Genomic DNA, 21049 nt, shown 5'->3' with positions numbered 1-21049 from the left:
ACTCCGCGGCCGCCGTCACTGGCGGGAATCGGTCACCGGTGTCCGCGGTCCGGTCTACGGGCAGAGCGCGCCCGACACCCATCCCTGCTCGCAGGCGAAGCGGACCTCCTCCTCGCGCGAGGCGTCCCGGCCGGGGACCCCCGACGGGCGTTCGCGGGTCCGCTCCGGGGTGGCGCGCGGCGGGTCGGCCGGTGCCGGGGTCGCGACGGGGGCGGGCTCGACCGGCTCGGGGGCCGTCGTCTCCCGCTCCCGGGTGACGCCGCCGGTGTCGTCGCGCACGACGGGTGCGCGCCCGCCCGACGGAGCCGGGGCCGGGGCCGGGACGAGCGGTGGGGGAGCGGGTGCCGGCGGGGCGGGCGCGGCCGGCGGTGCCGGGGCCGGGTCCGGCGCGGGCTCCTCCCGGCCGGCAGCGGTCAGCGACACCGCGGACACGGTCCCGGCGGTGGTCAGGACCGCGACCCCCGCGGTCAGCAGGGCGTGCATTCCGGGCAGGCGCACGACGTCCCCCTCGGTCTCGGTCGTCGAAGCTCGGCCCGGACGGATGTGGTGCACGGCCGTCCGGGTGATGGGAGCGGTTCGACGATGGCTGTGCGTCACCTGTGCGTCGTGCGACGGAGTATGCCTTACGCCCAACGGAGCAATGACGGCGACTGACGGTGATCACCCGCGGTGGGTGTCGTGTCCTGGCCCCGGCGGGGGTACGGGATCATGGTCGTCGGCACGGACGAACTGGAGGCGATCATCGCGACCGAGGCCGTCGAGTCCGGCCCCGGGCCCCGTCGCGCCGGGCGGGCGACCGCGGCCCGCACCCGCATCGTCGGGTGGGTCCTGCTGCTCGTGCTGGCCTCGCTGGGCGTCGTCACGCTGCTGACCTGGATGCTGCTGATCGACGAGACCGACCGCCGGATCGACGGCGCGCTGAACTCCGAGATCGCCGAGTTCGCCCGCGTCACCGAGACCGGCGTCAACCCGACGACCGGCCAGCCGTACTCCTCGGTCGACGAGATCCTGCGGTCGGTGATCGCCGCCAACGTGGCGCGGCCGAACGAGAAGTTCCTCGGCTACCTCGACGGGCGCTTCCGCTGGGAGTCCCGGCGGACCAGCCCGCGGGTGCTGCTGCGCGAGGACCCGGCGTTCGCCGCGCTGGTCGCCGACGTCCGCCGTCCCACCCGCGGCTCCTACCTCAGCTCGGCGGGCGAGGTGCGCTGGTCGGCGCTGCCGGTCGGGCTCGCCGGCGACCCGCAGCGCGGCGTCATCGTGATCGGCTACTTCACCGAGCGCGAGCACGACTTCGCCCACGAGGCCGCGCGGCTGATGGGGCTGGTCGGCTTCGGCACGGCGCTGCTGTCCGCGGTCGGGGCGTGGCTGGTGGCCGGGCGCATCCTGCGGCCGCTGCGCGACGTCGCCGCGACCGCCCGCACCATCACCGGGCGGGACCTGTCGCGCCGGGTGCCGCAGCGCGCCCGGGCCCGCGACGAGATCGCCGAGCTGGCGACCACGCTGAACGCGATGCTCGACCGGGTGCAGAGCGGGATGGTGTCCCAGCGGCGGTTCGTCGACGACGCCGGGCACGAGCTGCGCACCCCGATCACCATCGTCCGGGGGCACCTCGGGGTGCTCGACCCGCGCGATCCCGACGACGTCGCCGAGACCGTCGCCCTGGTCGACGACGAGCTGGAGCGCATGAACCGGCTGGTGTCGGAGATGCTCGCGCTGACCCGGGCCGAGCAGCCGTCGCTGCTGCGGACCGAGACCGTCGACGTCGGCGTGCTGACCCGGGAGCTGTTCGAGAAGCTGACCGGCCTCGCCGACCGGGACTGGCGGCTGGAGTCGGTGGCCGCGGTGCGGTGCCGGATGGACCCGCAGCGGATCACCCAGGCCGTCGTCGCGCTGGCCGACAACGCGACCCGGTTCACCGGCGACGGCGACCGGATCGCGCTCGGCTCGGAGGCGGTCGACGGGCGGGTGCGGATCTGGGTGGCCGACTCCGGACCGGGCGTCGCACCGGAGGACCGGCACCGCGTGTTCCGGCGCTTCGCGCGCGGCGACGACGCGCCCCGCTCCGACGGCGCCGGGCTCGGGCTGTCCATCGTCGAGGCCATCGCGACGACACACGGCGGCCGCGTGCTGCTCGAGAGCACACCCGGGCACGGGGCGACCTTCACGCTGGACCTGCCGAGGAGCGCGACGTGAGCAGCCGGATCCTGGTGGCCGAGGACGAGCCGCGCATCGCGTCGTTCGTGAAGAAGGGCCTGGTCGGAGCAGGGTTCGAGGTCACGGTCGTCGCCGACGGGGCCGGTGTGCACGACCACGCCGTGACCGGGGGGTTCGACCTGCTGGTGCTCGACATCGGGCTGCCCGGGATGGACGGGTTCGAGGTCCTGCGCCGGCTGCGGGCGGCCGGCAGCGCCGTCCCGGTGATCATCCTGACCGCGCGCGACAGCGTGCACGACACCGTCGCCGGGCTGACCGGCGGCGCCGACGACTACATGGCCAAGCCGTTCCGGTTCGAGGAGCTGGTGGCCCGGATCCGGCTGCGGCTGGAGCGCGCCCGCCCCGTCCCGGACCCGGACGTGCTGACCTTCCACGGGCTCGAGCTCGACCCCCGCACCCGGCACGTGAGCGTGCACGGCCGCACCGTCGAGCTGTCGACGCGCGAGTGCGCGCTGGCCGAGACGTTCCTGCGCCACCCGGGCCAGGTGCTGTCCCGCGACCAGCTGCTCCGGCTGGTGTGGGGGCCCGCCGAGTCGGGGGCGTCGTCCAACGTCGTGGACGTCTACGTCCGCTACCTGCGCCGCAAGCTCGGCGCCGGCTGGATCGCGACCGTGCGCGGCGCGGGCTACCGGCTCGAACCGGGCTGAACGGACCCGACTACCCTGGTCGTCCGTGTCCCTCACCCTCGGCATCGTCGGCCTGCCCAACGTCGGCAAGTCGACCCTGTTCAACGCGCTGACCCGCAACGACGTGCTCGCCGCGAACTACCCGTTCGCGACGATCGAGCCCAACGTCGGCGTCGTCCCGCTCCCCGACGCGCGCCTGGGGACGCTGGCCGAGATCTTCTCGTCGGAGAAGATCATCCCGGCGTCGGTGTCCTTCGTCGACATCGCCGGCATCGTCAAGGGCGCGTCCGAGGGCGCAGGCCTGGGCAACAAGTTCCTCGCGAACATCCGTGAGTCCGACGCGATCTGCCAGGTCGTGCGCGTCTTCGACGACCCGGACGTGGTGCACGTCGACGGCCGCATCGACGCCGCGAGCGACATCGAGACGATCGCGACCGAGCTGGTCCTGGCCGACCTGCAGACGCTGGAGAAGGCGATCCCGCGCCTGGAGAAGGAAGCCCGCACCCAGAAGGACCGCAAGCCGGTCCTGGACGCCGCGCACGCCGCCGTCGCGATCCTCAACGACGGCCGGACGCTGTTCCAGGCGAAGGCCGACACCGAGCTGCTGCGCGAGCTGACCCTGCTCACCACGAAGCCGTTCCTCTACGTCTTCAACGCCGACGAGGCCGTCCTCACCGACGACGCCCGGCGCAAGGAGCTCACCGAGCTCGTCGCCCCCGCCCAGGCGGTCTTCCTCGACGCCAAGGTCGAGGCCGAGCTGCTGGAGCTCGACGACTCCTCCGCCGCCGAGCTCCTGGAGTCCATCGGGCAGGACGAGCCGGGCCTGGCCCAGCTCGCCCGCGCCGGGTTCTCCACCCTCGGGCTGCAGACCTACCTGACCGCCGGGCCCAAGGAGTCGCGGGCCTGGACGATCCCGCAGGGCGCCACCGCGCCGCAGGCCGCCGGGGTCATCCACACCGACTTCGAGCGGGGCTTCATCAAGGCCGAGATCGTCTCCTTCGACGACCTGGTCGCCGCGGGGTCGATGAACGCCGCGAAGTCCGCGGGGAAGGTGCGGATGGAGGGGAAGGACTACGTCATGCACGACGGCGACGTGGTCGAGTTCCGCTTCAACGTGTAGTAGACGGCATCTGCCCAGGTCATCGGGGGGCCGCTCCCTCAGCGGTCCGTGCGCGGTCCGCAAGAGGTCGCGCGAGCGCCGTCGCCATCAGGTCGGTGGCGACGCCGCGGGTGCGGTCCTCGGCCGACGGCCAGAGGTGCGCGTAGGTGTTCGGCGTGACCGTGGTAGAGCCGTGCCCGAGGGCGCGCTGCACCGTCACGACGTCGCAGCCGGCGGCGATCAGGCCCGATGCGTAGAAGTGCCGCAGGTCGTGAACCGCAGCTCCGGTGCTCTCGCGGCCGCGCGAGCGGTGCGCCAGTGGCAGCCGGTGCTGTCCCGGTGCAGAGACGCACCCCGTCAGCGCCCGGGAACAGCCAGCGAGCCGGGTCGTCGCCCGCGAGCTCGCCGACGTGCTGACCTATCAGGGTCACCGGGTCGTCGGGCAGGGCGACGGTGCGCTCGCTGCCGTACTTCGGCGGCCGCACCTCGATAGCAGTGCCGCCGGCGCGCTGCACCTGCCGACGGACATCGAGCGTGCGCTGCAGGAACGTGACGTGGCCGACCTGGACTCCGCAGACTTCCCCGATCCGCAGCCCGGTGACCGCCCCGAGTGCGACGCCCGCCGCGAAGGACGGTTGGCGACGTCGAGCAGCGCGTGGACCTGAGCGGCGGTCGGGATGGTCATGGCCCGATCAGCCTTGCGGCGGCGGGGGAGGACCAGTCCCGCGGAGGGTCGGTCGCGACGACACGATCCCGCACCGCAGCACTCAGCACCGCCCGCAGACCACTCGGCGTAGGACGATCCGGGCGTGACCCTGCCGGCGCAAGAGTCGACGTCCCGGCCGGTGGGCAGGGCTGGCGATGACCTCGTCGAGCGAGCGTTGGCCGTCGACCTTCCGTGCGAAGTGTCGCGCGTGCTCTCGGCTACGAGGTCGCGGTACCGGGCCCGCCAGCGGCCAGAGTCAGCCCAGCGCGCTCTCGAAATCGGCCGCCTGGTCCGGGGTGAGCCCGCTCGCGACCCGGACCACCACCGGGCCGGACCGGTAGATGTACTCGCCCAGCATCGGGGCGCCCTTGGTGACTTGCTGGATGTACTCGACCCGGGCCTGGGCGGTGTCCTCGGACTCGAAGACCTCGACCTTGCCGCCGGCCTCGATCGAGCCGGGTGCGGGCGGGAACGGGTCGGTCGGCACCCGGGAGTCGGTGAAGGCCATCGCCGAGGTGTAGCCGTTCGGCCTGCCCAGCAGCTTGTTCGGGTCGTTCTCAGCGGTAACGACTTCGCCCGGCTGCACGGAGGAGATCTTCGAGGTGAGGTCGGCGACCACCTGGTCCGCGGTCGGGGCGGGCATGGAGGAGGAGCATCCGGCGAGGGCGAGCAGGAGCGCCGCGGCTGCGGCGAGGTGGGGGAGCGTGCGCATGCCCGGTTAGTAGGTAAATGTCGATCTTGCGTTACGGCCCGGGAGGTAACAAATCGGGCGCGTCGAACGAACAGTCGAAAGTGGGTTGAGCAGGGAGGGTGTCGAGTAGTGCACACTGCGCAGGTGGACGAGGCCGGCATCGAGTTGCTTCACCGCCCGGTCTACGGGATGAGCCAGGCCGCGCGGCTGCTCAACCTGCGCGCCGACGGGCTGCGGCGTTGGATCGACGGATACTCACGCGCCGGGAAGACCTACGCCCCCGTCATTCGCGAGACCTCCACCGGGAACGACTCGATCACCTGGGGCGAGTTCATCGAGGCCGGATACCTGCGCGAGTACCGGGCGAAGCAGGTCCCTCTACAGTACCTGCGTCCAGTCATCGGACTGCTGCGGGAGCGCTTCGATGTCCAGTACCCGCTCGCGACGTTGAAGCCCTACACCTCGGGCAAGGACCTAGCGATGGAGGTCCAGCAGTTCGTCGGCCTGGATCCCGATCTGAGCATCGTCGTTCTCGGGCGCGACGGCACCTTGAAGCTGGCCGACCAGGCCAGCGCGTTCGTCGACAAGGTCGAGTTCACCGACGAGGCCGGCATCGCCGGGCGACTGTTCCCCTATGGCAAGCAGGTGCCGATCGTTCTCGATCCGGAGCGGAGCTTCGGAGAGCCCACGGTCCCTGACGGTGTCCGCACCGACATCCTTGCCGAGCTGGTGGAGGCGGGGGAGGATCCGCGCAGGGTCGCCGAGCTTTACGAGCTGCCGGTGACGGACGTCGAGCAGGCCGTGCGCTTCGAGCAGGGCGCGATGAAGGTCTCCGCCGAGGCTGCCTGATCCAGTGCCGGCCGACGTCCAATCTGCCCGCTGGTTCTTCGACGAGAACGCCATGGGCGTGGCCAAGGCGTTGCAGCACGTGCGTGGTGATATCACTTGGCCCGGTGGCCCCGGCGAGCTCGTAGCGAAGGGCGCCAAGGACCACGAGTGGCTTCCGCTCGTCGGCAAGGCCGGTCTGGTGGTCCTCAGCCGGGACAAGCGCATCCAGCGCAACCCGGTCGAACGGCAGGCGTTGCTGGACAACGGCGTGCGGGCGTTCTTTCAGACCGCTGGCGGCGAGCTGAACCTGTTCGGTCAGCTGCAGCTCTGGATGCGTTGGTGGGACGAGATGGAGGCGACGCTGGAGGACGAGCCCGGGCCGTGGATCGCTCGGGTGATCAAAAGCGGAGTGCGGATCTTCGACCGCCCGAAGTACGACGTTTCGGTCAGCGACTCCTCGCCGAGCGGTTGAGACTCCGGATCAGGCCCCCGACCTGCCTGTTTCCTTGGTCGGTACGCAGCGCAGTCGTCAGCTGACCAGTTCAGTCGGCGACCGTCCATCTCCCGGTTCTGCGTTCCGGTACTCGGCCATGAGCAGGATCACGAGGTCTCGCAGGGGGCCTGGTGCTCGCGCAGGTAGCCCCGCCAGCATCGGTGACCCGCACGCGCAAGAGGTCTCCATCCGGGCCACTCGCCGGACGGATCGTCGCTTCGATATGGCACCGGTGGTAGAACCCGCGGGCAAACCGCATGATCTTGTCTCGCTGTTCAGTGCCGGACTCGGTTGCAGGGCGATGCCCACGTGCTGCGCTACTGGGACTCCCCGCCCTGGACCGACAAGGGTTCCGTCGCACGCTTCATCAGCCGTTGTCGGACGATGGCGGAGGAAGGATGTGGCGCGCGGGTGGCACTCGAACGCACGTCGGACGGCGCCCTCATCGGTTGGTGCTCGGGCAATAGCTGGAATCCCGACTGGCGAGCGCCTCCCTGGGCTACTGCCTCACCGAGGCGGGCGTGGGGGCCGCAGACACGCGACGGAGGCGGCGCGAGTTTCTCCGGTGGGCCTTCGGTACGTTCGACCTCAACCGGGTCCAGGCAGAGCCCGATACCCGCAACGTCGCCTCCGCCCGGGTGCTGGAGAAGCTCGGATTCGTGCGCGAAGGGACGCTGCGGGAGGACTGCGTCGTCAACGGCGACGTGTCCGACTCGTGAGCGTCCGGCCTGCTGCGACGCGAGTGGGTGGCCTGATCTGCTGTCGCTCGACGAGGTGCCGGGCGGGGCCCGTGACGGCGGCCGGTGACAAGACACGGTCCGGTTCCGGTCGGACGTCCGACCTGCGACGGTCCCGCGGTGCGTCGTCGCTCATCAGAAGGGGTGACGATCCGGCGTACGCGCTCACCGTCGTCGCGCCACCCACGACACTGGGGCCGGGCCCCGGGAGGCGGGGCCGGCGTGACCGGCTGGGGGAACGACGATGGGCAGGGGCCGCTTCGCCGTGGCGGCCGTCGTCGCCGCGGTGTTCGCCACCAGTGCGTGCGCCGCCGCGTCCGGCGCCGAGCGGGCCACCACCCCGGAGCCCGCGGCCGCCTCGGTGTCCGCCTCGTTCGCACCCGCCACCGGTGTGCTGCCCCGGGCAGAGGCGGGCTCGCCCGTGCCGGGTGCGGCGGTGGACGGCGCGATCGTCGCGGCCCGCCGGGCGGTCGACCGGGCCGAGGCACGGGCCGCCGAGGCGCGGGCGGCGGAGGAGAGCCGGGCGAGCGCGTCCGGCGACGACTGCGCGGCGCGGGCGATGGCGGCCGGCCGGTTCGACCCGTCGTGCTCCGCCTACCAGGGGTACCTCGACCCGGGCACGTCCGCGGGCCGGGCGCCGACCAGCGGTGAGACCCAGATGCAGTACCTGTGCGAGCGGGGCCTGGTGCCCCGGAGCGACTGCTGACCCGTCGCGGCACGGACGGCACCGGTCGTCCGCCGCTACCCTGGCGGAGCGTGAACCTCCTCCAGCGCACGGCCCGGGTCGTCAACACCCTCGTCACCCCGCTCGCGCGCTCCGGCCGCCTCGGCGCGATGACGGAGATCAGCTACGCCGGCCGTCGCTCCGGCACCGAGTTCCGGCTCCCCGTGGCCTTCCGGCCGGAGGGCGACGGCGGCGTCATCCGCGTCGAGCTGCCGGACCGCAAGAACTGGTGGCGCAACTTCACCGGCGAGGGTGCACCGCTGCGGGTCCGGGTCGACGGCGCGGAACGGCCGGGCCACGGCGTGGCGGTGCGGGACGGACGACAGGTCCGGGTGGACGTCCGGTTCGACCCGGTCCGTTAGCGGTGGATCTTCCGACAGGCTGTCTCATATCGCGACGCCGGAGTGTGTCCCACGCCACTACCGTCGGATCGTCCGTGACGATCACCCGGGGCCCGGGCTCGTGACGGCTCCGCGCCCGACCCGGTGACGCGGCCCGACCGACACGGGGGAACCACATGGCCGAGCAGGTCCACCGGCTGATCTACCGCAGCCACAGCACCGTGCCCCGCGAACGCCGCGACGAGGTCCTCGCCGAGATCTTCGACGTGGCCCGGTCGAAGAACAAGAAGGCCGGGGTCACCGGGGCGCTGCTGATCTCCGACAACTGGTTCGTCCAGACCCTGGAGGGCGACGAGGCGGTGGTCACCGGACTGTTCGAGAAGATCAGGGAGGACGACCGGCACACCGAGGTGTCGGTCGTCGAGTTGACGACGGCGGAGTCCCGGGTGTTCCCCCGCTGGTCGATGGCCCGCATCTCCCCGATCGGGCGCTCGGACATCCCGCTGCACGACGTCGACGGCCGCATCCGGCCCGCCGCGCCGGACCGGCCCGGGCGGGAGCAGCAGGACCTGCTCACGCGGATGCGGAACACCATCGGCGCGGACTCGGTCTGACCCGGCTCACCGCAGCGGGATGTCGACACCCCGCTCGGACCCGGGGCGCGGACCGTGGATCCGCCGCTCCGCCTCGGTGGTCGGGACCTCGTCGATGCCGGCCTCGCGCCGCCGCATGAGCCCCCGCTCGTCGAACTCCCGCAGCTCGTTGCCGTAGCTGCGCCACCACCGGCCGTCGGCGTCGCGGGACTCGTACTGGAAGCGGACGGCGATGCGGTCGCCGTCGAACGACCAGAGGCTCTTGCGCAGCGCGTAGTCCTGCTCGCGCTGCCACTTCGCCGTCAGCAGCTCGACGATCTCCTGCCGGCCCGTGGCGAAGGTGTCGCGGTTGCGCCACACCGAGTCCGGTGTGTACGCGGCCGCGACGCGCTCCGCGCGGGCGGCGGTGGCGGCGCTGCCGCCCTGACCGGCGGTCACTGCGACCAGGCCGCCGTCATCACCGCGGACAGCGGCTCCAGCTCCGTGACCAGCTCGTCGAGCTCCGCGTCGGACAGGGCCGCGTACGGCGGCGCGGCGAGCTCGTCGGTCAGCGCCTCCACGCGCGCCTTGACCTCCCGGCCCGCGTCGGTGAGCCACCCGTCGTCGTCGACCAGGCCGCGTCGCCGCAGCCCGGCCATGACCTCGGCCAGCCGGGCCGCCGGCAGGTGGTGCACCCGCCCGAACGTCTCCGGCGGGTGGATGCCCATGTCCAGCGCGGACAGCAGGTGGGCCTCGGTGCCGCCGACCCGCTCGGTGAGCAGGGCGGTGACGTGCCCGTCGCCGCGGTGCTCGCGCAGCGTCGTCGCGGACTGCCACAGCCGGGTCAGCGGGTCGCCGGGGACCTCCAGGGTGCGCATCCCCGCGTACATCACCCGGCCCTCGGTGGGGGCGCTCGTCGCGGCGGTGGTGAGCAGGTCGGCGGCACGGGCCACGCCGGGCGAGCCGGACAGCTCGGCGCCGAGGATGCGGCGCAGCGCGGCGACGCTGCCCCGTCGCCACGCGGCGAAGGACTCCTCCGGCGGGACCGTCGCCCAGGCGCTCGGGATGTGCCGGGCGGCCTCGCCGTCGGCGAAGCTGTAGAACGCCGCGTGCACGACCTCGGCCGGGACCCGGCCCAGCGGCGCGGCCCGGCTCGCGAAGTAGCCGTCCCAGTAGGTGCGGTGGCCGAGCGCGGCCAGCTCCTCGTTCGGCTCGTCGGCGAGGTAGGTGGCCAGGCAGATCGGCTCGGTCAGCCCGAACATGCGGCGTGCGGTGTGCGCGGAGGACATGACCGGTACGACCGGGCGGGCGTCGGGAACTGATCGGTCACCCGGGCGAGGGCCGGTCCACCGACGCGCTGGGCACCCGGCCCACCGACGGTCTCGACGGCGACCGGGCCGCCGCCCCCGACCTCGACGCCCGACACCGCGCTGTTCACCCCGGACGCCGTCGCCGAGGACGAGGGCCACACCTGACGGGGCGCCGCGACGCTGCGGGCCTGGCGGGCAGGGGGCCCGCACCTGCCGATCCACCCGGTGGGGTGACGGCGAGGGTCCAGCCGTCGACGTCGCAGCGGCCGCCGGTGCCCTCGCCCGCGGCGACGACGGTCCCGTCGGCCCGCAGCCCGAGCGTGTGCGCCGACCCGGCGGCGACGGCCACCACGTCCCGCCAGGTCCCGACGGCGCACTGTCCGAGGTCGTCGTCCCCGGCGGCGAGGACCGTCCCGTCCGCGCGCAGCCCCACCGTGTGACCGCTGCCCGCCGACACCGCGACGATGTCGTGCCATCCCGCGACGTCGCCGCCGCCCCGCCCGGTGGTCACGACCGTGCCGTCGGCCCGCAGCCCCACGGTGTGCAGGTACCCGGCGGACACCGCGACCAGGTCGTGCCATCCGTCGACCGCGCACTGGCCGTACCGGTCGTTGCCGGTCGCGACCGCGGTGCCGCCGTCGCACAGCCCGACGGAGTGCCAGTCGCCGCAGCCCAGGGCCCGGATCCCGCGCCACCCGTCGACCGCGCACGCGCCCTCGGCGGCGCGCCCCGCGGCGAGCACGGTGCCGTCGGCGCGCAGACCCAGCGTGCGGCGCCACCCCGCGGCGACCGCGACGACGCCGCGCCAGCCGGCGACGGCGCGCTCGCCGTCGTCGTCGCGGCCGGTGGCCAGGACCGTGCCGTCGGCGCGCAGCCCGACGGTGTGCGCGCGTCCGGTGTTGCGGGCGGTGTGGACGTTCCCCACCGCGACGGCGACGACCCCGGTCCAGCCGTCGACGGCGCACTCACCGGCGCGGCCGTCCCCGACCGCGACGACGGTCCCGTCGGCCCGCAGCCCGGCCGAGTGCCGCCGGCCCGCGGCGAGGACGCCCATGCCCGCCATGATGCACGGCCGGCTCAGCCCAGCCGGCCGTGCACGGCGTCGTCGTCGACGGTCACGTCCGCCCCCAGCCCGCGCAGCACCGCGACCGCCGCGGAGTTGCCCGGGGTCGTCTCCGCGACGACCGGGCCGTCGGCGCGTGCCACGAGCATCCGCAGCACCGCACCGCCGACCCCGCGGCCCCGCCACGGCCGGGCCAGCCAGATCCCGGCCTCCTCGCCGCCCTCGACCGGTTCCAGCCGCGCCGCCCCGGCCACCTCCCCGTCGACCACGACGGCCCAGGTCCGCTCCACCGGCACCCGCGCCGCGACCGACCGCTCCCGGTGGAACGCGACGAACGCCGCGCGCCGCCGCGTCGTCCACCCGGGAGGACCGGGCACCGGCGGCATGACCTCCAGCGGGTCCGCCCCGGCGGCTGCCGCGTCGCACAGCGCCGCGAGCAGAGGCTCGTCGAGGTGTCGCAGTCCGATGTGCACCCGTCCAGGATCGCGGTCACCCGGCCGGTGCGTCACCGGTTTCCGCCCGGCGGGCACCGTCGTGGTCCGGGCGGCGGCGGGATGACCCGGCAGAGGAGTGATCCGGGTCGACAGCGTTACTCCGGACGGACCACGTCGTTGTTCATCGTGAGAGGCCGCACCAGCGTGCGACAGCCTGGTGTGAAGTGCTGTCCAGTCCTGTTCCGTGCCGCCGTTCGGCGATAGATACACACCCGACGGCCGTACCCCGCGCGACGAACGGTCGAGTCCCGTCGTGCCGTACGGCCCATTCCCGCAGGTGATCCCGGGTATCGGTGGCTCCCGGGTGGATCCGGCGGTGACTCCGGGAGCTAGAGACGCCCGACCCCCGCTGTCGTTGCGCAGCTGTGATCCATCCCACTTGCCGGGGTCTTTCTGTAACGATCGGCAGGCTGTCATCTGTCTACGGAGAGTAGCTAAACGACACCTGGTGGATAGCACTCTGTGTAGTTGACCCGCGGCGAACGGTCGGTCCGGCTGGACCTGAACCGGCATAACGCCGTTCGAACGAGGGGGTCCTCTCGTTTGAGTGATCGGCGTCCGTACGTTCTGCGGCACCGGCCAGTGACGGAGTGTCAGTGCGACGGCCGGATCACATCGCCACAGAAGGAGTGCCATGAACGCCCCCGAGACGACCCCCGCCCGTCGTAACGCCCGGCGGATCGCCACCGCCGGTGTCCTGTCCGTCCCGCTGGTCCTGGGCTCGGCCGGAATGGCCTTCGCCGGTGACCACGGCGACGGCGGCAAGCACCACGACAAGGGCCGCGACTGCGCGCCGTCCTCCGCCTCCCAGAAGGGTGGCCTGCTCGGCCTCGACGCCGCCGTCGACCCGCAGCTCAACATCGGCGGCATCCTGAACCAGGGTGCGGTCTCCCAGCACGCCACCAAGCTCGACCGGTCCAACTCCGGCATCGTGCAGAGCGGCTGCGGCGCGGGCGACGCCGTGCAGGTCGACGACCTGGTCGGGCTGGGCCTGGACGTCAGCCCGTCGGCCAACGTCGGCGGCATCCTGAACTCCGGCCCGGTGCAGCAGTCGACCACCGCCGTCGACGACTCCAACAGCGGGATCCTGCAGTCCGGCGGCACGCACGGCGGCGGCGGGCACGCCTCGCAGCGCGGCGGCCTGGTCGACGTCGCGGCCACCGTCAACCCGTCGATCAACATCGGCGGCCTGCTGTCCAGCGGCCCGGTGTCGCAGTCCACCACCACGGTCGACCAGGGCAACTCCGGCATCGTCCAGGGCTGAGCTCCGCGGGACACCCGCGAGGCGCGTACCGCCCGGGCCGCTTGACCCGGCCCGGGCGGTACGGCCGACCGGTCCCTCCGAGCGGAGCTCAGAAGTCCCGGCGGACCAGCATCCGCCACGCCCACCCGGCCGCGACGTCGGGTGGGGGCAGCGGGTCGCGTTCCAGCCAGCTGGCCGCGACCCCGAGCAGTGTCCAGGTCAGGCCGGCGGCGAACACGTCCAGCGGCATGCCGAACGCGTCCTCGGAGACACCCAGCCGCACCGTCGTGTCGGCGACGACCGACTGCATCCGCCGGCGCATCCCGGCCGCGGCGTCCGGCGCCGCGGCACCGCCGAGCGCCTGCCGGTACAACGGGGCGTGCTCGGCCAGATGGATGAACCAGCGCAGCAGCGCCGCGGGCGGCTGGGGCCCGATGTCGTCCATCGACAGGTCCGACAGATCCGCCCCGGCGTCCGCCGCCCGGTCGGCGAGCGCGTCGGCCAGCAGCATCTCCTTGTCGGTGTAGTGCTGGTAGAAGCTGCTGCGGTTCACCGACGCGTGCTCCGCGACGTCGGCGATCGTGATCGACTCGAGGGTGCGCTCCCTGGCCAGCGCGAGCAGCGCGTCCTGGAGACGTCGTCGCGTGCGCACCGCCCGGGGATCCACGCTCACCATTCTGCCGAACGGGTGACGCCCGGTTGCGGCGACCCACCGCATCGCCGCCCGGTCAGGACGTCCGGTTGCACGGCGGCCCCCACATGCCGGCCCGCCGGTCCTGCGCGATGCGCTGCCCGGCCTCGAAACCCGGCCGGTAGCGGCCCTGCCCCGGGTCCACCCAGCCCGCGACGAGCGCCGCGTCGGTGTAGGACTGCTGCGTCCCGACCACGAGGTACGCGGGCCAGGTCGGGGCGTCCGCCGCCGGAACGGGCAGCGTCGGGTCCGGCACCAGCGTGACCTCCTGGCCGTCGAGGAACCCCTCGGCGAACCGCTGCGCGTCGGCCCGCGCACACGCCGGCGTCGCCGCGGTGTCCACGCCGACCACCGACACCGTCACCGGACGGCCCCCGACGTCCACCACCACCGTCGCCGGGTCCACCACCCGCTGCACCCGTCCGTACAGCGTCGGCGGGCCGGTGAGCGGGCCGAGCGCGGTCGCCCCCGGCTCGCCGGCCACGGCCGGTTCGTCGGTCGTCCGGCCGATCGTCAGCCCCCCGACGACCCCGAGGACGACCAGCACCAGCACGGTCAGCGTCGCGATCGTGCGGCGTCGGCCGGAGGACCAGGCGGACAGGCGCGTCCGGGCGCGGTGGCGCGGTTCGGGCAGCATGACTGGAGTTCGTACCGAATCGGGCGTCCGGTTGCCCGTCGGGCGGGATCAGGGACATCCGGCCGCGGTCCAGGCCGTGGAACAGCCGGTGCCCGCGGCGGCGGGCCCGGCGACGGTCCCGAACAGGGCGAGGGCGAGGACGGCGCCGGCCAGCAGCAGGCGGGGTCCGGTGGGACGGGTGCGGCGGCGCGGCGCGGTCATGCCGGTCCTCTCGCCGGACAGCGGGCCGATGTTGCGCCGTCCGGACCAACGTCATCAGGATTGTCGATCGCCGGACACGCGGCCGGACCGCTCCGGGTCCGCTGCTAGGTTCGGCGCCTCCGTCCGTCCGGGAGGCCACGCGTGATCACCGTCCGGGAGCTGGGTCCCGACGACTGGGAGACCTGGCGCGACCTGCGCCTCGCCGCGCTGGCCGAGGCGCCCGACGCGTTCCACAGCCGGCTCACCGACTGGCTCGGCGCGGGGGAGCAGGAGTGGCGCGACCGGCTGGCCGCGCCCGGCCGGTACCTGGTGGTCGAGGTCGGCGGCCGCCCCGCCGGGCAGGTCGTGGCCGTCCCGCCGGACGGCGACGGCGTCGCCGACCTCATCGCCCTGTGGGTCGCCCCGCACGCGCGCGGGGGCGACGCCGCGACCGCGCTCGTCGACGCGGTCCTCGACCGCGCCGCCGGGTGGGGCGCGCGGACGCTGGCACTGCACGTGGTGATCGGCAACGACCGCGCCGCGGCGTTCTACCGGCGGCTCGGGTTCGTCGACCGGGGTGTCGTCGAGCGGCCCGACGGCATCAGCGAGACCCGGATGGACCGGCCCGTCGGCCGTCCGGCCCCGCGGTGCTGACCGTCCGGCCCGCGGCACCCTCCGACGACCCCGGGCTGACCCGGATCGACGCCCTGACCTGGACCGCGGAGGTCAGCCCGGCCCCGCCGCGGCCCGAGCCGTTCCTCGACCGGACCCCGGTCGGGGACGTGCTCGTCGCCGACGACGACGGCGCCGTGGCCGGGTACGTGATCGTCGGGGCCGCTCCGCCCGCGGTCCCGGCGCACGACCACGTCCGCTACATCGGGGGTCTGGCGGTGCACCCCGGGCACACCGGCCGCGGCGTCGGCCGCGCGCTGGTCGACGCCGCGGTGGCCCGGGCCCGCGACAGCGGCGGCAGCAAGGTCACGCTGCGGGTCCTCGGCCCGAACACCCGGGCCCGCGAGCTGTACCGCCGCTGCGGCTTCGTCGAGGAGGGCGTGCTGCGCGCCGAGTTCGTGGTCGACGGGGTCGCCGTCGACGACGTCCTGATGGCCAGGCACCTCGCTCCGCCGGGCGGCTGACCTGCGGCGACGCGGAACTGTCGGGGGTCGGTCGTAGCGTCGCATCCATGACCACCGCCCCGCCGTCGCCCCCGGCCTCGCCACCCGTCCCGGCCCGGGTGGCGGCCGCGCTGCGCGCCTCCTGGAGCCGCGACACGTGCGACGTCGCGGACGTCACCGACTGGACCCCGGACCGTCCGTCGCGGGGCCAGTGCGGGGCGACGGCACTGGTCCTGCACGACCTGTTCGGCGGTGACCTGCTGCTGGCCGAGGTGTGGCACGCCGACGGCCGGCTGCAGGGCTACCACTGGTGGAACCGGCTGCCCGGCGGCGCCGAGGTGGACCTCACCCGGGACCAGTTCGGCCCGGGGGAGACGGTCCACCCGCCCCGGGTGGTCGTGCGCCCGGAGGGCCCGCCGCGGCGCTGCCGCGCGCAGTACGAGCTGCTGCGCCGCCGGGTCCTCGACCGGCTGGACGGCCCGGGGTGAGCGGTCCGGGCTCAGCGGCGGCCGCGGCGCACGGCGTCGGCGAGCGTGCCCAGCAGCTCGTCGGTGGTGCCCCAGGACATGCAGGCGTCGGTCACCGAGCGGCCGCGGACCATGTCCGGGCCCAGCTCCTGGCGTCCCGCCTCCAGGAAGCTCTCCATCATCAGTCCGGTGACGGCGCGCTCGCCGCCCGCGATCCGCTCGGCCAGCTCCGCGACGACGCCGGCCTGCCGCACGTGGTCCTTGCCGCTGTTGCCATGGCTGGCGTCGACGACGACCCGCTCCGGCAGGCCCGCCGCACGCAGCCCGTCGACGGTCGCGGTGATGTCGGCGGCCGAGTAGTTCGGGGTGGCCCCGCCGCGCAGGATGACGTGGGTGTCCGGGTTGCCGGTGGTGGTGACCAGGCCGGCGAGCCCGTCGGCGTTCACCCCCATGAACACGTGCGACGCCGCGGCCGCACGCATCCCGTCGATCGCGGCGCGGATGTCGCCGTCGGTGGCGTTCTTGATCCCGACCGGCATCGACAGGCCGCTGACCAGCTGGCGGTGCACCTGGCTCTCCGCGGTGCGGGCGCCGATCGAGCCCCAGGTGACCACGTCGGCGATGTACTGCGGGGTGATCGGGTCGAGGAACTCGCAGCCGACCGGCAGCCCGAGCGCGGAGATGTCGAGCAGCAGCTTGCGCGCGGTGCGCAGCCCGCGGTTCACGTCGAAGGTGCCGTCCAGGCCCGGGTCGTTGATCAGGCCCTTCCAGCCGACGGTCGTGCGCGGCTTCTCGAAGTAGGTGCGCATGACCACGCACAGCTCGCCGGACAGCTCCTCGGCCCGGGCGGCGAGGCGGTGGGCGTAGTCCAGGGCGGCGTCCGGGTCGTGCACCGAGCACGGCCCGACGACGACGAGCAGCCGGTCGTCGTCGCCGTCGAGGACGTCGGTGACCGCGGCGCGGCCGCGGGTGACGGTCTCGGCGACCCGGGGGTCGCAGGGCAGGTCGTGCCGCAGCAGCGCGGGCGAGATCAGCGGGCTGATCCGCTCGATGCGGCGGTCGTCGGTCGGGGCGACCTGCAGGGGGGTGGTGCTCGCGCTCATCGGAGACGGTGGTCCTTACCCGGCGGACCGCCCCGGATCACCTCGACCGAGCCGGTCCGGAATGCCGGCTCGAGGGGATGGAGGTCAGCGCGCTACGGCACCTGCCAGCCCATCCCGGGCCGGCCGGCGAAACCAGTAGTACGCGTTCAGCACGCAGCGACCGTACCCCACGCCCGCGGCAGGCGTGGTACCACCGGCACATGCGGATCGCCCTCGCCCAGATCGTGTCCACCCCGGATCCCGAGGAGAACCTCGCCGAGGTGGAGCGCCGCACCCGCACCGCCGCCGACGCCGGTGCGCAGCTCGTGCTGTTCCCCGAGGCCACCATGTGCTGCTTCGGGGTCGCGCTCGGCCCGGTCGCGCAGCCGCTGGACGGACCGTGGGCGACGCGGGTCCGCGAGCTCGCCGAGGCCGCCGGGACCACCGTCGTCGCGGGGATGTTCACCCCGTCCGGGGACGGCCGGGTCCGCAACACGCTGCTCGCCACCGGCGGCGGTGTCGACACCCACTACGACAAGATCCACATGTTCGACGCGTTCGGCTTCGCCGAGTCCGACACCGTCGAGCCCGGCACCGAGCCGGTCGTGGTCGGGGTGGGCGGCGACGAGCCGGTCACGGTCGGCCTGTCCACCTGCTACGACGTGCGCTTCCCCGGCCTGTACCAGCGCCTCGCGGACGACGGCGCCACCGTGCTGCTGGTCCCCGCCTCCTGGGGCGCGGGCCCGGGCAAGCGCGAGCAGTGGGAGCTGCTGGTGCGGGCGCGTGCGCTGGACACCGGCTCGTTCGTCGTCGCGTGCGACCAGGCCGACCCGACGACGGTCGGTCGCGAGCACGGCAGCGCCCCGACCGGGATCGGGTACAGCCTGGTCGCCGGCCCGCGCGGCGAGGTCGTCGACGCACTCGGCGCCGGGCCCGGGCTGCTCGTGGTCGACGTGGACCCGGTGGCGGCCACGACCGTGCGCGAGCAGATCCCGGTGCTGGCCAACCGCCGGTTCTGAGCCGCGCCGGCCGTTCCCGGTGCGGCGGCCGCCCGGGGCGGCTCCGCCGTCCGCGGTGGATCGCCTGGCCGCGGGGTCTCGGCCGTCCGCGGTGGGACGGCCGCTCGCGGCGGCTCAGCCGCCCGCGGTGCTGAGGCGGTCGGAGATCTGCGCGGCGAGGTCGACGTCCTTCGCGGTCAGTCCGCCCTCGGAGTGCGTGGACAGCCGGAAGGTCAGCGTGGCGTAGCGGATGTCGATGTCCGGGTGGTGGTCGGCGTCCTCGGCGTCCTCGGCGACCCGGTCCACCACCGCGATCGCGGCCTCGAAGTCGGGCAGGGTGGCGGTGCAGACGATGGAGTCGCCGTCGCGGTCCCAACCGGGCAGCTTCTGCAGGGCGTCGGCGATCTCGGCGTCGGTCAGCGTCGGGGTGGGCATCGCCCCATCGTGGCGCAGACGGCGCACCCCGTCGCGGTGGAGGGTGTCCGAATCCACCCGGTGGAGCAGCCCGCTCCCGGTGGCACGGCGGCCGTTCGTCGCACCGGTGGACGCCCGGCCGTGGCACCGGGTGGTGCCCGGGCGTTGCGCGGACGCGGTCCGCCGGTCGGGCCGGGGCGCTCAGCCGTCGCGGCGGGTCAGGGCGAAGACCACGACACCCGCCCCGGCGACGGCGAAGCCGGCCGCCCGCGCCGTGGTCGCCCACAGGGCAGACGGGTCGGCGGGCACCGCGAGGATCCCGGCCAGGACCTCGTGCCAGTGCCCGGACGGCAGGACCGGCGCGATCGGCTCCCACAGCACGGTCGCCAGCGGCGCGACGGTCAGCGCGGCCAGACCGGTCGCGACCACCCCGGCGGGTCGCCGGACCAGCGCCGACATCGCCAGCAGCAGCATCCCGAGCCCGCACAGCTGCACCGCGGCCCAGCCGGTGAGCACCAGGGCCCGGGCCACGGTGGCGCCCGCCCCGAACGGGCCGGCACCCAGGGCGAGCCCGCCGCAGACCAGGGCGGTGACGACCGTCGTCGCCGCGGCGAGCAGGGAGGTCGCCGCGACCGCGGCGGCCTTGAGCCCGAGCAGCCGTCCCGGGCCGACGGGGGACAGCCGCAACGCGTCGAGGGTGCCGCGGGCCCGTTCCGCGGCGAACCCGTCGGCGGCCACGAGTACGACGGGCATCCCGAGCGCGAACGCCGCGGGTTCGGACAGTGCGACCGTCAGGGTCCCGAGTGCGAAGGACAGGCGGCCGGCGTCGGTGGCGAGCGCGATCGTCGCCAGCAGCGGCACCAGCGCGGCCGCCGCGAGGACGACCGCGGTGCGCGGACGCCGCAGGGCCAGCTCCAGCTCCGAGCGGAGCAGCCGGCCGAAGGGAGCCGCGGTGGGGCGGCGCGCCCGGCCGGTCGTCGGCCCGGAGCGTGGACGGAGGGAACCCGCGGACCGCGCCCGGCCCGGTGCCTCCGAGGGGACCGCCCGGCCGCCGACGGTGTCCCGGGACCCGGCAGCCGGTGCGGGAGCGACCGTCGGGCCCCCGGGAACGGCGTGCGAGGAGCCGTGGGCCCGGTCCGCCCGGTCACCGGCGGACCGCGGCGCGACGGCGTCGTCCCACCGGGCGGTCGGGGGGAGGGACGCGGCGGCCCAGTCGTCGTCGGGCCGGGGAGCCGCGGTGCCCCAGGTGTGCTCGGGACGCACGCCCGCGCTCACCGTCCCGCTCCGTACCCGGCACCCACCGGGGCCGGTTCCTCGGTGAGCCGGGCGAAGAACTCCTCCAGCCGGGCGGCGGGCCGCGTCACCCCGTGCACGGCGACACCCGCGTGCACCAGCGTCGCGACGACGTCCGGCGCGGCGGGCCCGGCCGGGACGAACACCCGGTCCCGGGCTCCCGGCTCGGCGTCGATGCCCCGGGCCAGCAGGGCGGCGACGGCGCGCTCGCCGTCCGGCGTCGTCACCACCAGCGCCGACGGACCGGAATCGACGAGCTCGTCGAGCGGGCCGGCGCACAGCAGGCGCCCGGCCCGGAGCACCGCGACGTGGCTGCAGGTCGCCTCGATCTCGCCGAGCAGGTGCGAGCTGACGATCACGGTCGCGCCCGCGGCGTTCATCTCCGCGATCAACCGGCGGACCTCGCGGGTGCCCGCCGGGTCCAGCCCGTCGGTCGGCTCGTCGAGCACGACCAGCCGTCGCCGGGTCAGCAGCGGCACGGCCAGACCGAGGCGCCGCCGCATCCCCGAGGAGTACCCGCCGGCGCGGCGGTCGGCCGCCTCGGCGAGCCCGACCCGGCGCAGCACGGCGTCGACGGCGGCCGGGATCCGCGCCGAGTCCAGCAGCGGTTCGGCGGCCGCGGCCCGCAGGAGGTTCTGCCGACCGGTGCGGTGCGGGTGCAGCGCGGGCGCGTCGACCAGGGCTCCGACGTGCGGCAGCACCTCCGACGCGCGATACGGCAGCCGCCGTCCGAGCAGCTCGACCTCGCCGTCGGTGGGGGCGAGCAGCCCGAGCAGCATCCGCATCAGCGTCGTCTTGCCCGCGCCGTTGGGGCCGAGCAGCCCGAGGACCGCGCCCATCGGCACGTCGAGGTCCACCCCGTCGACCGCGCGTACCGCGCCGAATCCGCGGGACAGGCCGATCGCGCGCACGGCCGGTGGGCGGGGCGCGGCGGGCGGCTCGGGAGAGTCGGCGGGGGCGGACGTCCGGTACACGGCACCCAGCGTGACCGTGCGGCGCCGCGAGCGGGCCGTTTCGGCGAGATCGGTCGG

Annotated in this window: 29 protein-coding genes; 15 read left to right on the top strand and 14 right to left on the bottom strand. The window is 74.5% G+C overall.

What is annotated here, in order from left to right:
- Positions 1-54: 54 nt before the first annotated feature.
- On the bottom strand, positions 55-498 hold the full coding sequence (locus WHI96_RS19250; protein WP_345640789.1) for a hypothetical protein: 444 nt from the start codon (positions 496-498) through the stop codon (positions 55-57).
- Positions 499-708: 210 nt separating this feature from the next.
- Between WHI96_RS19250 and WHI96_RS19245 the strand changes: the two genes are divergently transcribed.
- Genes WHI96_RS19245 through ychF form a run of 3 tightly spaced genes read left to right on the top strand, consistent with a single transcriptional unit; the run spans position 709 to position 3960 of the window.
- On the top strand, positions 709-2193 hold the full coding sequence (locus WHI96_RS19245; protein WP_349302424.1) for a sensor histidine kinase: 1485 nt from the start codon (positions 709-711) through the stop codon (positions 2191-2193).
- Positions 2190-2861, top strand: a complete 672-nt coding sequence (locus WHI96_RS19240) for a response regulator transcription factor (protein ID WP_345640794.1) — start codon at positions 2190-2192, stop codon at positions 2859-2861. Before WHI96_RS19245 ends, WHI96_RS19240 begins: the two co-directional genes overlap by 4 nt.
- A 25-nt stretch (positions 2862-2886) precedes the next feature.
- Complete coding sequence (ychF, locus tag WHI96_RS19235; protein ID WP_345640798.1) at positions 2887-3960, top strand: redox-regulated ATPase YchF; 1074 nt, start codon at positions 2887-2889, stop codon at positions 3958-3960.
- 19 nt (positions 3961-3979) lie between these two features.
- Here ychF and WHI96_RS27905 read toward each other — a convergent pair whose 3' ends face one another.
- The gene (locus WHI96_RS27905; protein ID WP_432422462.1) at positions 3980-4183 is read right to left on the bottom strand and encodes a hypothetical protein; all 204 of its coding nucleotides are present in this window, start codon (positions 4181-4183) and stop codon (positions 3980-3982) included.
- Between the two features lie 43 nt (positions 4184-4226).
- Between WHI96_RS27905 and WHI96_RS19230 the strand changes: the two genes are divergently transcribed.
- Entirely contained in the window at positions 4227-4604 is a 378-nt protein-coding gene (locus tag WHI96_RS19230) for a hypothetical protein (RefSeq protein ID WP_349302423.1), read from the top strand.
- 297 nt (positions 4605-4901) lie between these two features.
- Here WHI96_RS19230 and WHI96_RS19225 read toward each other — a convergent pair whose 3' ends face one another.
- Complete coding sequence (locus tag WHI96_RS19225) at positions 4902-5357, bottom strand: hypothetical protein (RefSeq protein WP_345640804.1); 456 nt, start codon at positions 5355-5357, stop codon at positions 4902-4904.
- A 123-nt stretch (positions 5358-5480) separates the two neighbouring features.
- Here WHI96_RS19225 and WHI96_RS19220 point away from each other — a divergent pair, with 123 nt between their 5' ends.
- From WHI96_RS19220 to WHI96_RS19195, 6 genes are all read left to right on the top strand, one after another.
- Positions 5481-6185, top strand: a complete 705-nt coding sequence (locus tag WHI96_RS19220; RefSeq protein WP_345640807.1) for a DUF433 domain-containing protein — start codon at positions 5481-5483, stop codon at positions 6183-6185.
- A 4-nt stretch (positions 6186-6189) separates the two neighbouring features.
- Positions 6190-6636, top strand: coding sequence for a PIN-like domain-containing protein (locus tag WHI96_RS19215; protein WP_345640810.1), 447 nt, complete (start codon positions 6190-6192; stop codon positions 6634-6636).
- 488 nt (positions 6637-7124) lie between these two features.
- Positions 7125-7376, top strand: a complete 252-nt coding sequence (locus WHI96_RS19210; protein WP_349302427.1) for a GNAT family N-acetyltransferase — start codon at positions 7125-7127, stop codon at positions 7374-7376.
- Positions 7377-7638: 262 nt separating this feature from the next.
- Positions 7639-8100, top strand: a complete 462-nt coding sequence (locus WHI96_RS19205; RefSeq protein WP_345640813.1) for a hypothetical protein — start codon at positions 7639-7641, stop codon at positions 8098-8100.
- Positions 8101-8150: 50 nt separating this feature from the next.
- Complete coding sequence (locus WHI96_RS19200) at positions 8151-8480, top strand: hypothetical protein (protein ID WP_345640816.1); 330 nt, start codon at positions 8151-8153, stop codon at positions 8478-8480.
- A gap of 155 nt (positions 8481-8635) precedes the next feature.
- On the top strand, positions 8636-9073 hold the full coding sequence (locus tag WHI96_RS19195; RefSeq protein WP_345640819.1) for a BLUF domain-containing protein: 438 nt from the start codon (positions 8636-8638) through the stop codon (positions 9071-9073).
- A 6-nt stretch (positions 9074-9079) separates the two neighbouring features.
- Here the strand turns inward: WHI96_RS19195 and WHI96_RS19190 are convergent, their stop codons facing one another.
- The 4 genes from WHI96_RS19190 to WHI96_RS19175 form a co-directional block, all read right to left on the bottom strand.
- Positions 9080-9490: a DUF1348 family protein gene (locus tag WHI96_RS19190; RefSeq protein ID WP_345640822.1), complete on the bottom strand. Its 411-nt coding sequence runs from the start codon at positions 9488-9490 to the stop codon at positions 9080-9082.
- Positions 9487-10320 carry an SCO6745 family protein gene (locus tag WHI96_RS19185; protein WP_345640824.1) on the bottom strand — a complete coding sequence of 278 codons (834 nt, stop codon included), beginning with the start codon at positions 10318-10320 and terminating at the stop codon, positions 9487-9489. Before WHI96_RS19185 ends, WHI96_RS19190 begins: the two co-directional genes overlap by 4 nt.
- Positions 10321-10465: 145 nt before the next feature.
- Positions 10466-11395, bottom strand: a complete 930-nt coding sequence (locus WHI96_RS19180) for an RCC1 domain-containing protein (RefSeq protein ID WP_345640826.1) — start codon at positions 11393-11395, stop codon at positions 10466-10468.
- 23 nt (positions 11396-11418) lie between these two features.
- Positions 11419-11877, bottom strand: a complete 459-nt coding sequence (locus WHI96_RS19175) for a GNAT family N-acetyltransferase (RefSeq protein ID WP_345640828.1) — start codon at positions 11875-11877, stop codon at positions 11419-11421.
- 655 nt (positions 11878-12532) lie between these two features.
- On the opposite strand from WHI96_RS19175, the gene WHI96_RS19170 reads away from it, so the two are divergent.
- Complete coding sequence (locus tag WHI96_RS19170; RefSeq protein ID WP_345640831.1) at positions 12533-13162, top strand: hypothetical protein; 630 nt, start codon at positions 12533-12535, stop codon at positions 13160-13162.
- An 88-nt stretch (positions 13163-13250) separates the two neighbouring features.
- Here WHI96_RS19170 and WHI96_RS19165 read toward each other — a convergent pair whose 3' ends face one another.
- The 3 genes from WHI96_RS19165 to WHI96_RS19155 all read right to left on the bottom strand — a co-directional run bounded on the left by WHI96_RS19165 (position 13251) and on the right by WHI96_RS19155 (position 14670).
- The gene (locus tag WHI96_RS19165; RefSeq protein WP_345640834.1) at positions 13251-13808 is read right to left on the bottom strand and encodes a TetR/AcrR family transcriptional regulator; all 558 of its coding nucleotides are present in this window, start codon (positions 13806-13808) and stop codon (positions 13251-13253) included.
- Between the two features lie 61 nt (positions 13809-13869).
- A complete protein-coding gene (locus WHI96_RS19160) occupies positions 13870-14469 on the bottom strand; it encodes a thermonuclease family protein (protein WP_345640837.1) in 600 nt (199 codons plus the stop codon).
- Positions 14470-14517: 48 nt separating this feature from the next.
- Positions 14518-14670, bottom strand: a complete 153-nt coding sequence (locus tag WHI96_RS19155; protein WP_345640839.1) for a hypothetical protein — start codon at positions 14668-14670, stop codon at positions 14518-14520.
- Between the two features lie 141 nt (positions 14671-14811).
- Here WHI96_RS19155 and WHI96_RS19150 point away from each other — a divergent pair, with 141 nt between their 5' ends.
- The 3 genes from WHI96_RS19150 to WHI96_RS19140 are packed head-to-tail and all read left to right on the top strand — an operon-like array spanning position 14812 to position 16252.
- Positions 14812-15303 (top strand): GNAT family N-acetyltransferase, encoded by a 492-nt coding sequence (locus WHI96_RS19150; RefSeq protein WP_226367191.1) that lies wholly within the window; start codon positions 14812-14814, stop codon positions 15301-15303.
- Positions 15297-15785 (top strand): GNAT family N-acetyltransferase, encoded by a 489-nt coding sequence (locus WHI96_RS19145; protein WP_345640848.1) that lies wholly within the window; start codon positions 15297-15299, stop codon positions 15783-15785. The genes WHI96_RS19150 and WHI96_RS19145 overlap by 7 nt, the downstream gene beginning before the upstream one ends.
- 47 nt (positions 15786-15832) lie before the next feature.
- Complete coding sequence (locus WHI96_RS19140) at positions 15833-16252, top strand: YunG family protein (protein ID WP_226355285.1); 420 nt, start codon at positions 15833-15835, stop codon at positions 16250-16252.
- Between the two features lie 11 nt (positions 16253-16263).
- Here WHI96_RS19140 and WHI96_RS19135 read toward each other — a convergent pair whose 3' ends face one another.
- Positions 16264-17334: a 3-deoxy-7-phosphoheptulonate synthase gene (locus WHI96_RS19135; RefSeq protein WP_226367189.1), complete on the bottom strand. Its 1071-nt coding sequence runs from the start codon at positions 17332-17334 to the stop codon at positions 16264-16266.
- Positions 17335-17534: 200 nt separating this feature from the next.
- On the opposite strand from WHI96_RS19135, the gene WHI96_RS19130 reads away from it, so the two are divergent.
- Positions 17535-18332 (top strand): carbon-nitrogen hydrolase family protein, encoded by a 798-nt coding sequence (locus WHI96_RS19130; protein WP_345640858.1) that lies wholly within the window; start codon positions 17535-17537, stop codon positions 18330-18332.
- Between the two features lie 114 nt (positions 18333-18446).
- Here the strand turns inward: WHI96_RS19130 and WHI96_RS19125 are convergent, their stop codons facing one another.
- The 3 genes from WHI96_RS19125 to WHI96_RS19115 form a co-directional block, all read right to left on the bottom strand.
- Entirely contained in the window at positions 18447-18746 is a 300-nt protein-coding gene (locus WHI96_RS19125) for a 4a-hydroxytetrahydrobiopterin dehydratase (protein ID WP_345640861.1), read from the bottom strand.
- Between the two features lie 180 nt (positions 18747-18926).
- Positions 18927-20000 (bottom strand): ABC transporter permease, encoded by a 1074-nt coding sequence (locus WHI96_RS19120; protein ID WP_345640864.1) that lies wholly within the window; start codon positions 19998-20000, stop codon positions 18927-18929.
- Positions 19997-20992, bottom strand: a complete 996-nt coding sequence (locus WHI96_RS19115; RefSeq protein ID WP_425571512.1) for an ABC transporter ATP-binding protein — start codon at positions 20990-20992, stop codon at positions 19997-19999. Before WHI96_RS19115 ends, WHI96_RS19120 begins: the two co-directional genes overlap by 4 nt.
- Positions 20993-21049 lie beyond the last annotated feature (57 nt).

It is taken from the genome of Pseudonocardia tropica (assembly GCF_040105315.1).
GTDB classification, from domain to species: domain Bacteria; phylum Actinomycetota; class Actinomycetes; order Mycobacteriales; family Pseudonocardiaceae; genus Pseudonocardia; species Pseudonocardia alni.
Note: the sequence above shows the minus strand (reverse complement) of the source record. Positions and strands in the feature narration are given on the sequence as shown.

What these genes read in the sequence shown, in the direction of transcription:
- WHI96_RS19245 (WP_349302424.1), top strand. Translation starts at nt 709, where the DNA reads ATGGTCGTCGGCACGGACGAACTGGAGGCGATCATCGCGACCGAGGCC.
- WHI96_RS19225 (WP_345640804.1), bottom strand. Translation starts at nt 5,357, where the DNA reads ATGCGCACGCTCCCCCACCTCGCCGCAGCCGCGGCGCTCCTGCTCGCC.
- WHI96_RS19205 (WP_345640813.1), top strand. Translation starts at nt 7,639, where the DNA reads ATGGGCAGGGGCCGCTTCGCCGTGGCGGCCGTCGTCGCCGCGGTGTTC.
- WHI96_RS19195 (WP_345640819.1), top strand. Translation starts at nt 8,636, where the DNA reads ATGGCCGAGCAGGTCCACCGGCTGATCTACCGCAGCCACAGCACCGTG.
- WHI96_RS19185 (WP_345640824.1), bottom strand. Translation starts at nt 10,320, where the DNA reads ATGTCCTCCGCGCACACCGCACGCCGCATGTTCGGGCTGACCGAGCCG.
- WHI96_RS19180 (WP_345640826.1), bottom strand. Translation starts at nt 11,395, where the DNA reads ATGGGCGTCCTCGCCGCGGGCCGGCGGCACTCGGCCGGGCTGCGGGCC.
- WHI96_RS19170 (WP_345640831.1), top strand. Translation starts at nt 12,533, where the DNA reads ATGAACGCCCCCGAGACGACCCCCGCCCGTCGTAACGCCCGGCGGATC.
- WHI96_RS19160 (WP_345640837.1), bottom strand. Translation starts at nt 14,469, where the DNA reads ATGCTGCCCGAACCGCGCCACCGCGCCCGGACGCGCCTGTCCGCCTGG.
- WHI96_RS19155 (WP_345640839.1), bottom strand. Translation starts at nt 14,670, where the DNA reads ATGACCGCGCCGCGCCGCCGCACCCGTCCCACCGGACCCCGCCTGCTG.
- WHI96_RS19140 (WP_226355285.1), top strand. Translation starts at nt 15,833, where the DNA reads ATGACCACCGCCCCGCCGTCGCCCCCGGCCTCGCCACCCGTCCCGGCC.
- WHI96_RS19135 (WP_226367189.1), bottom strand. Translation starts at nt 17,334, where the DNA reads ATGAGCGCGAGCACCACCCCCCTGCAGGTCGCCCCGACCGACGACCGC.
- WHI96_RS19130 (WP_345640858.1), top strand. Translation starts at nt 17,535, where the DNA reads ATGCGGATCGCCCTCGCCCAGATCGTGTCCACCCCGGATCCCGAGGAG.
- WHI96_RS19125 (WP_345640861.1), bottom strand. Translation starts at nt 18,746, where the DNA reads ATGCCCACCCCGACGCTGACCGACGCCGAGATCGCCGACGCCCTGCAG.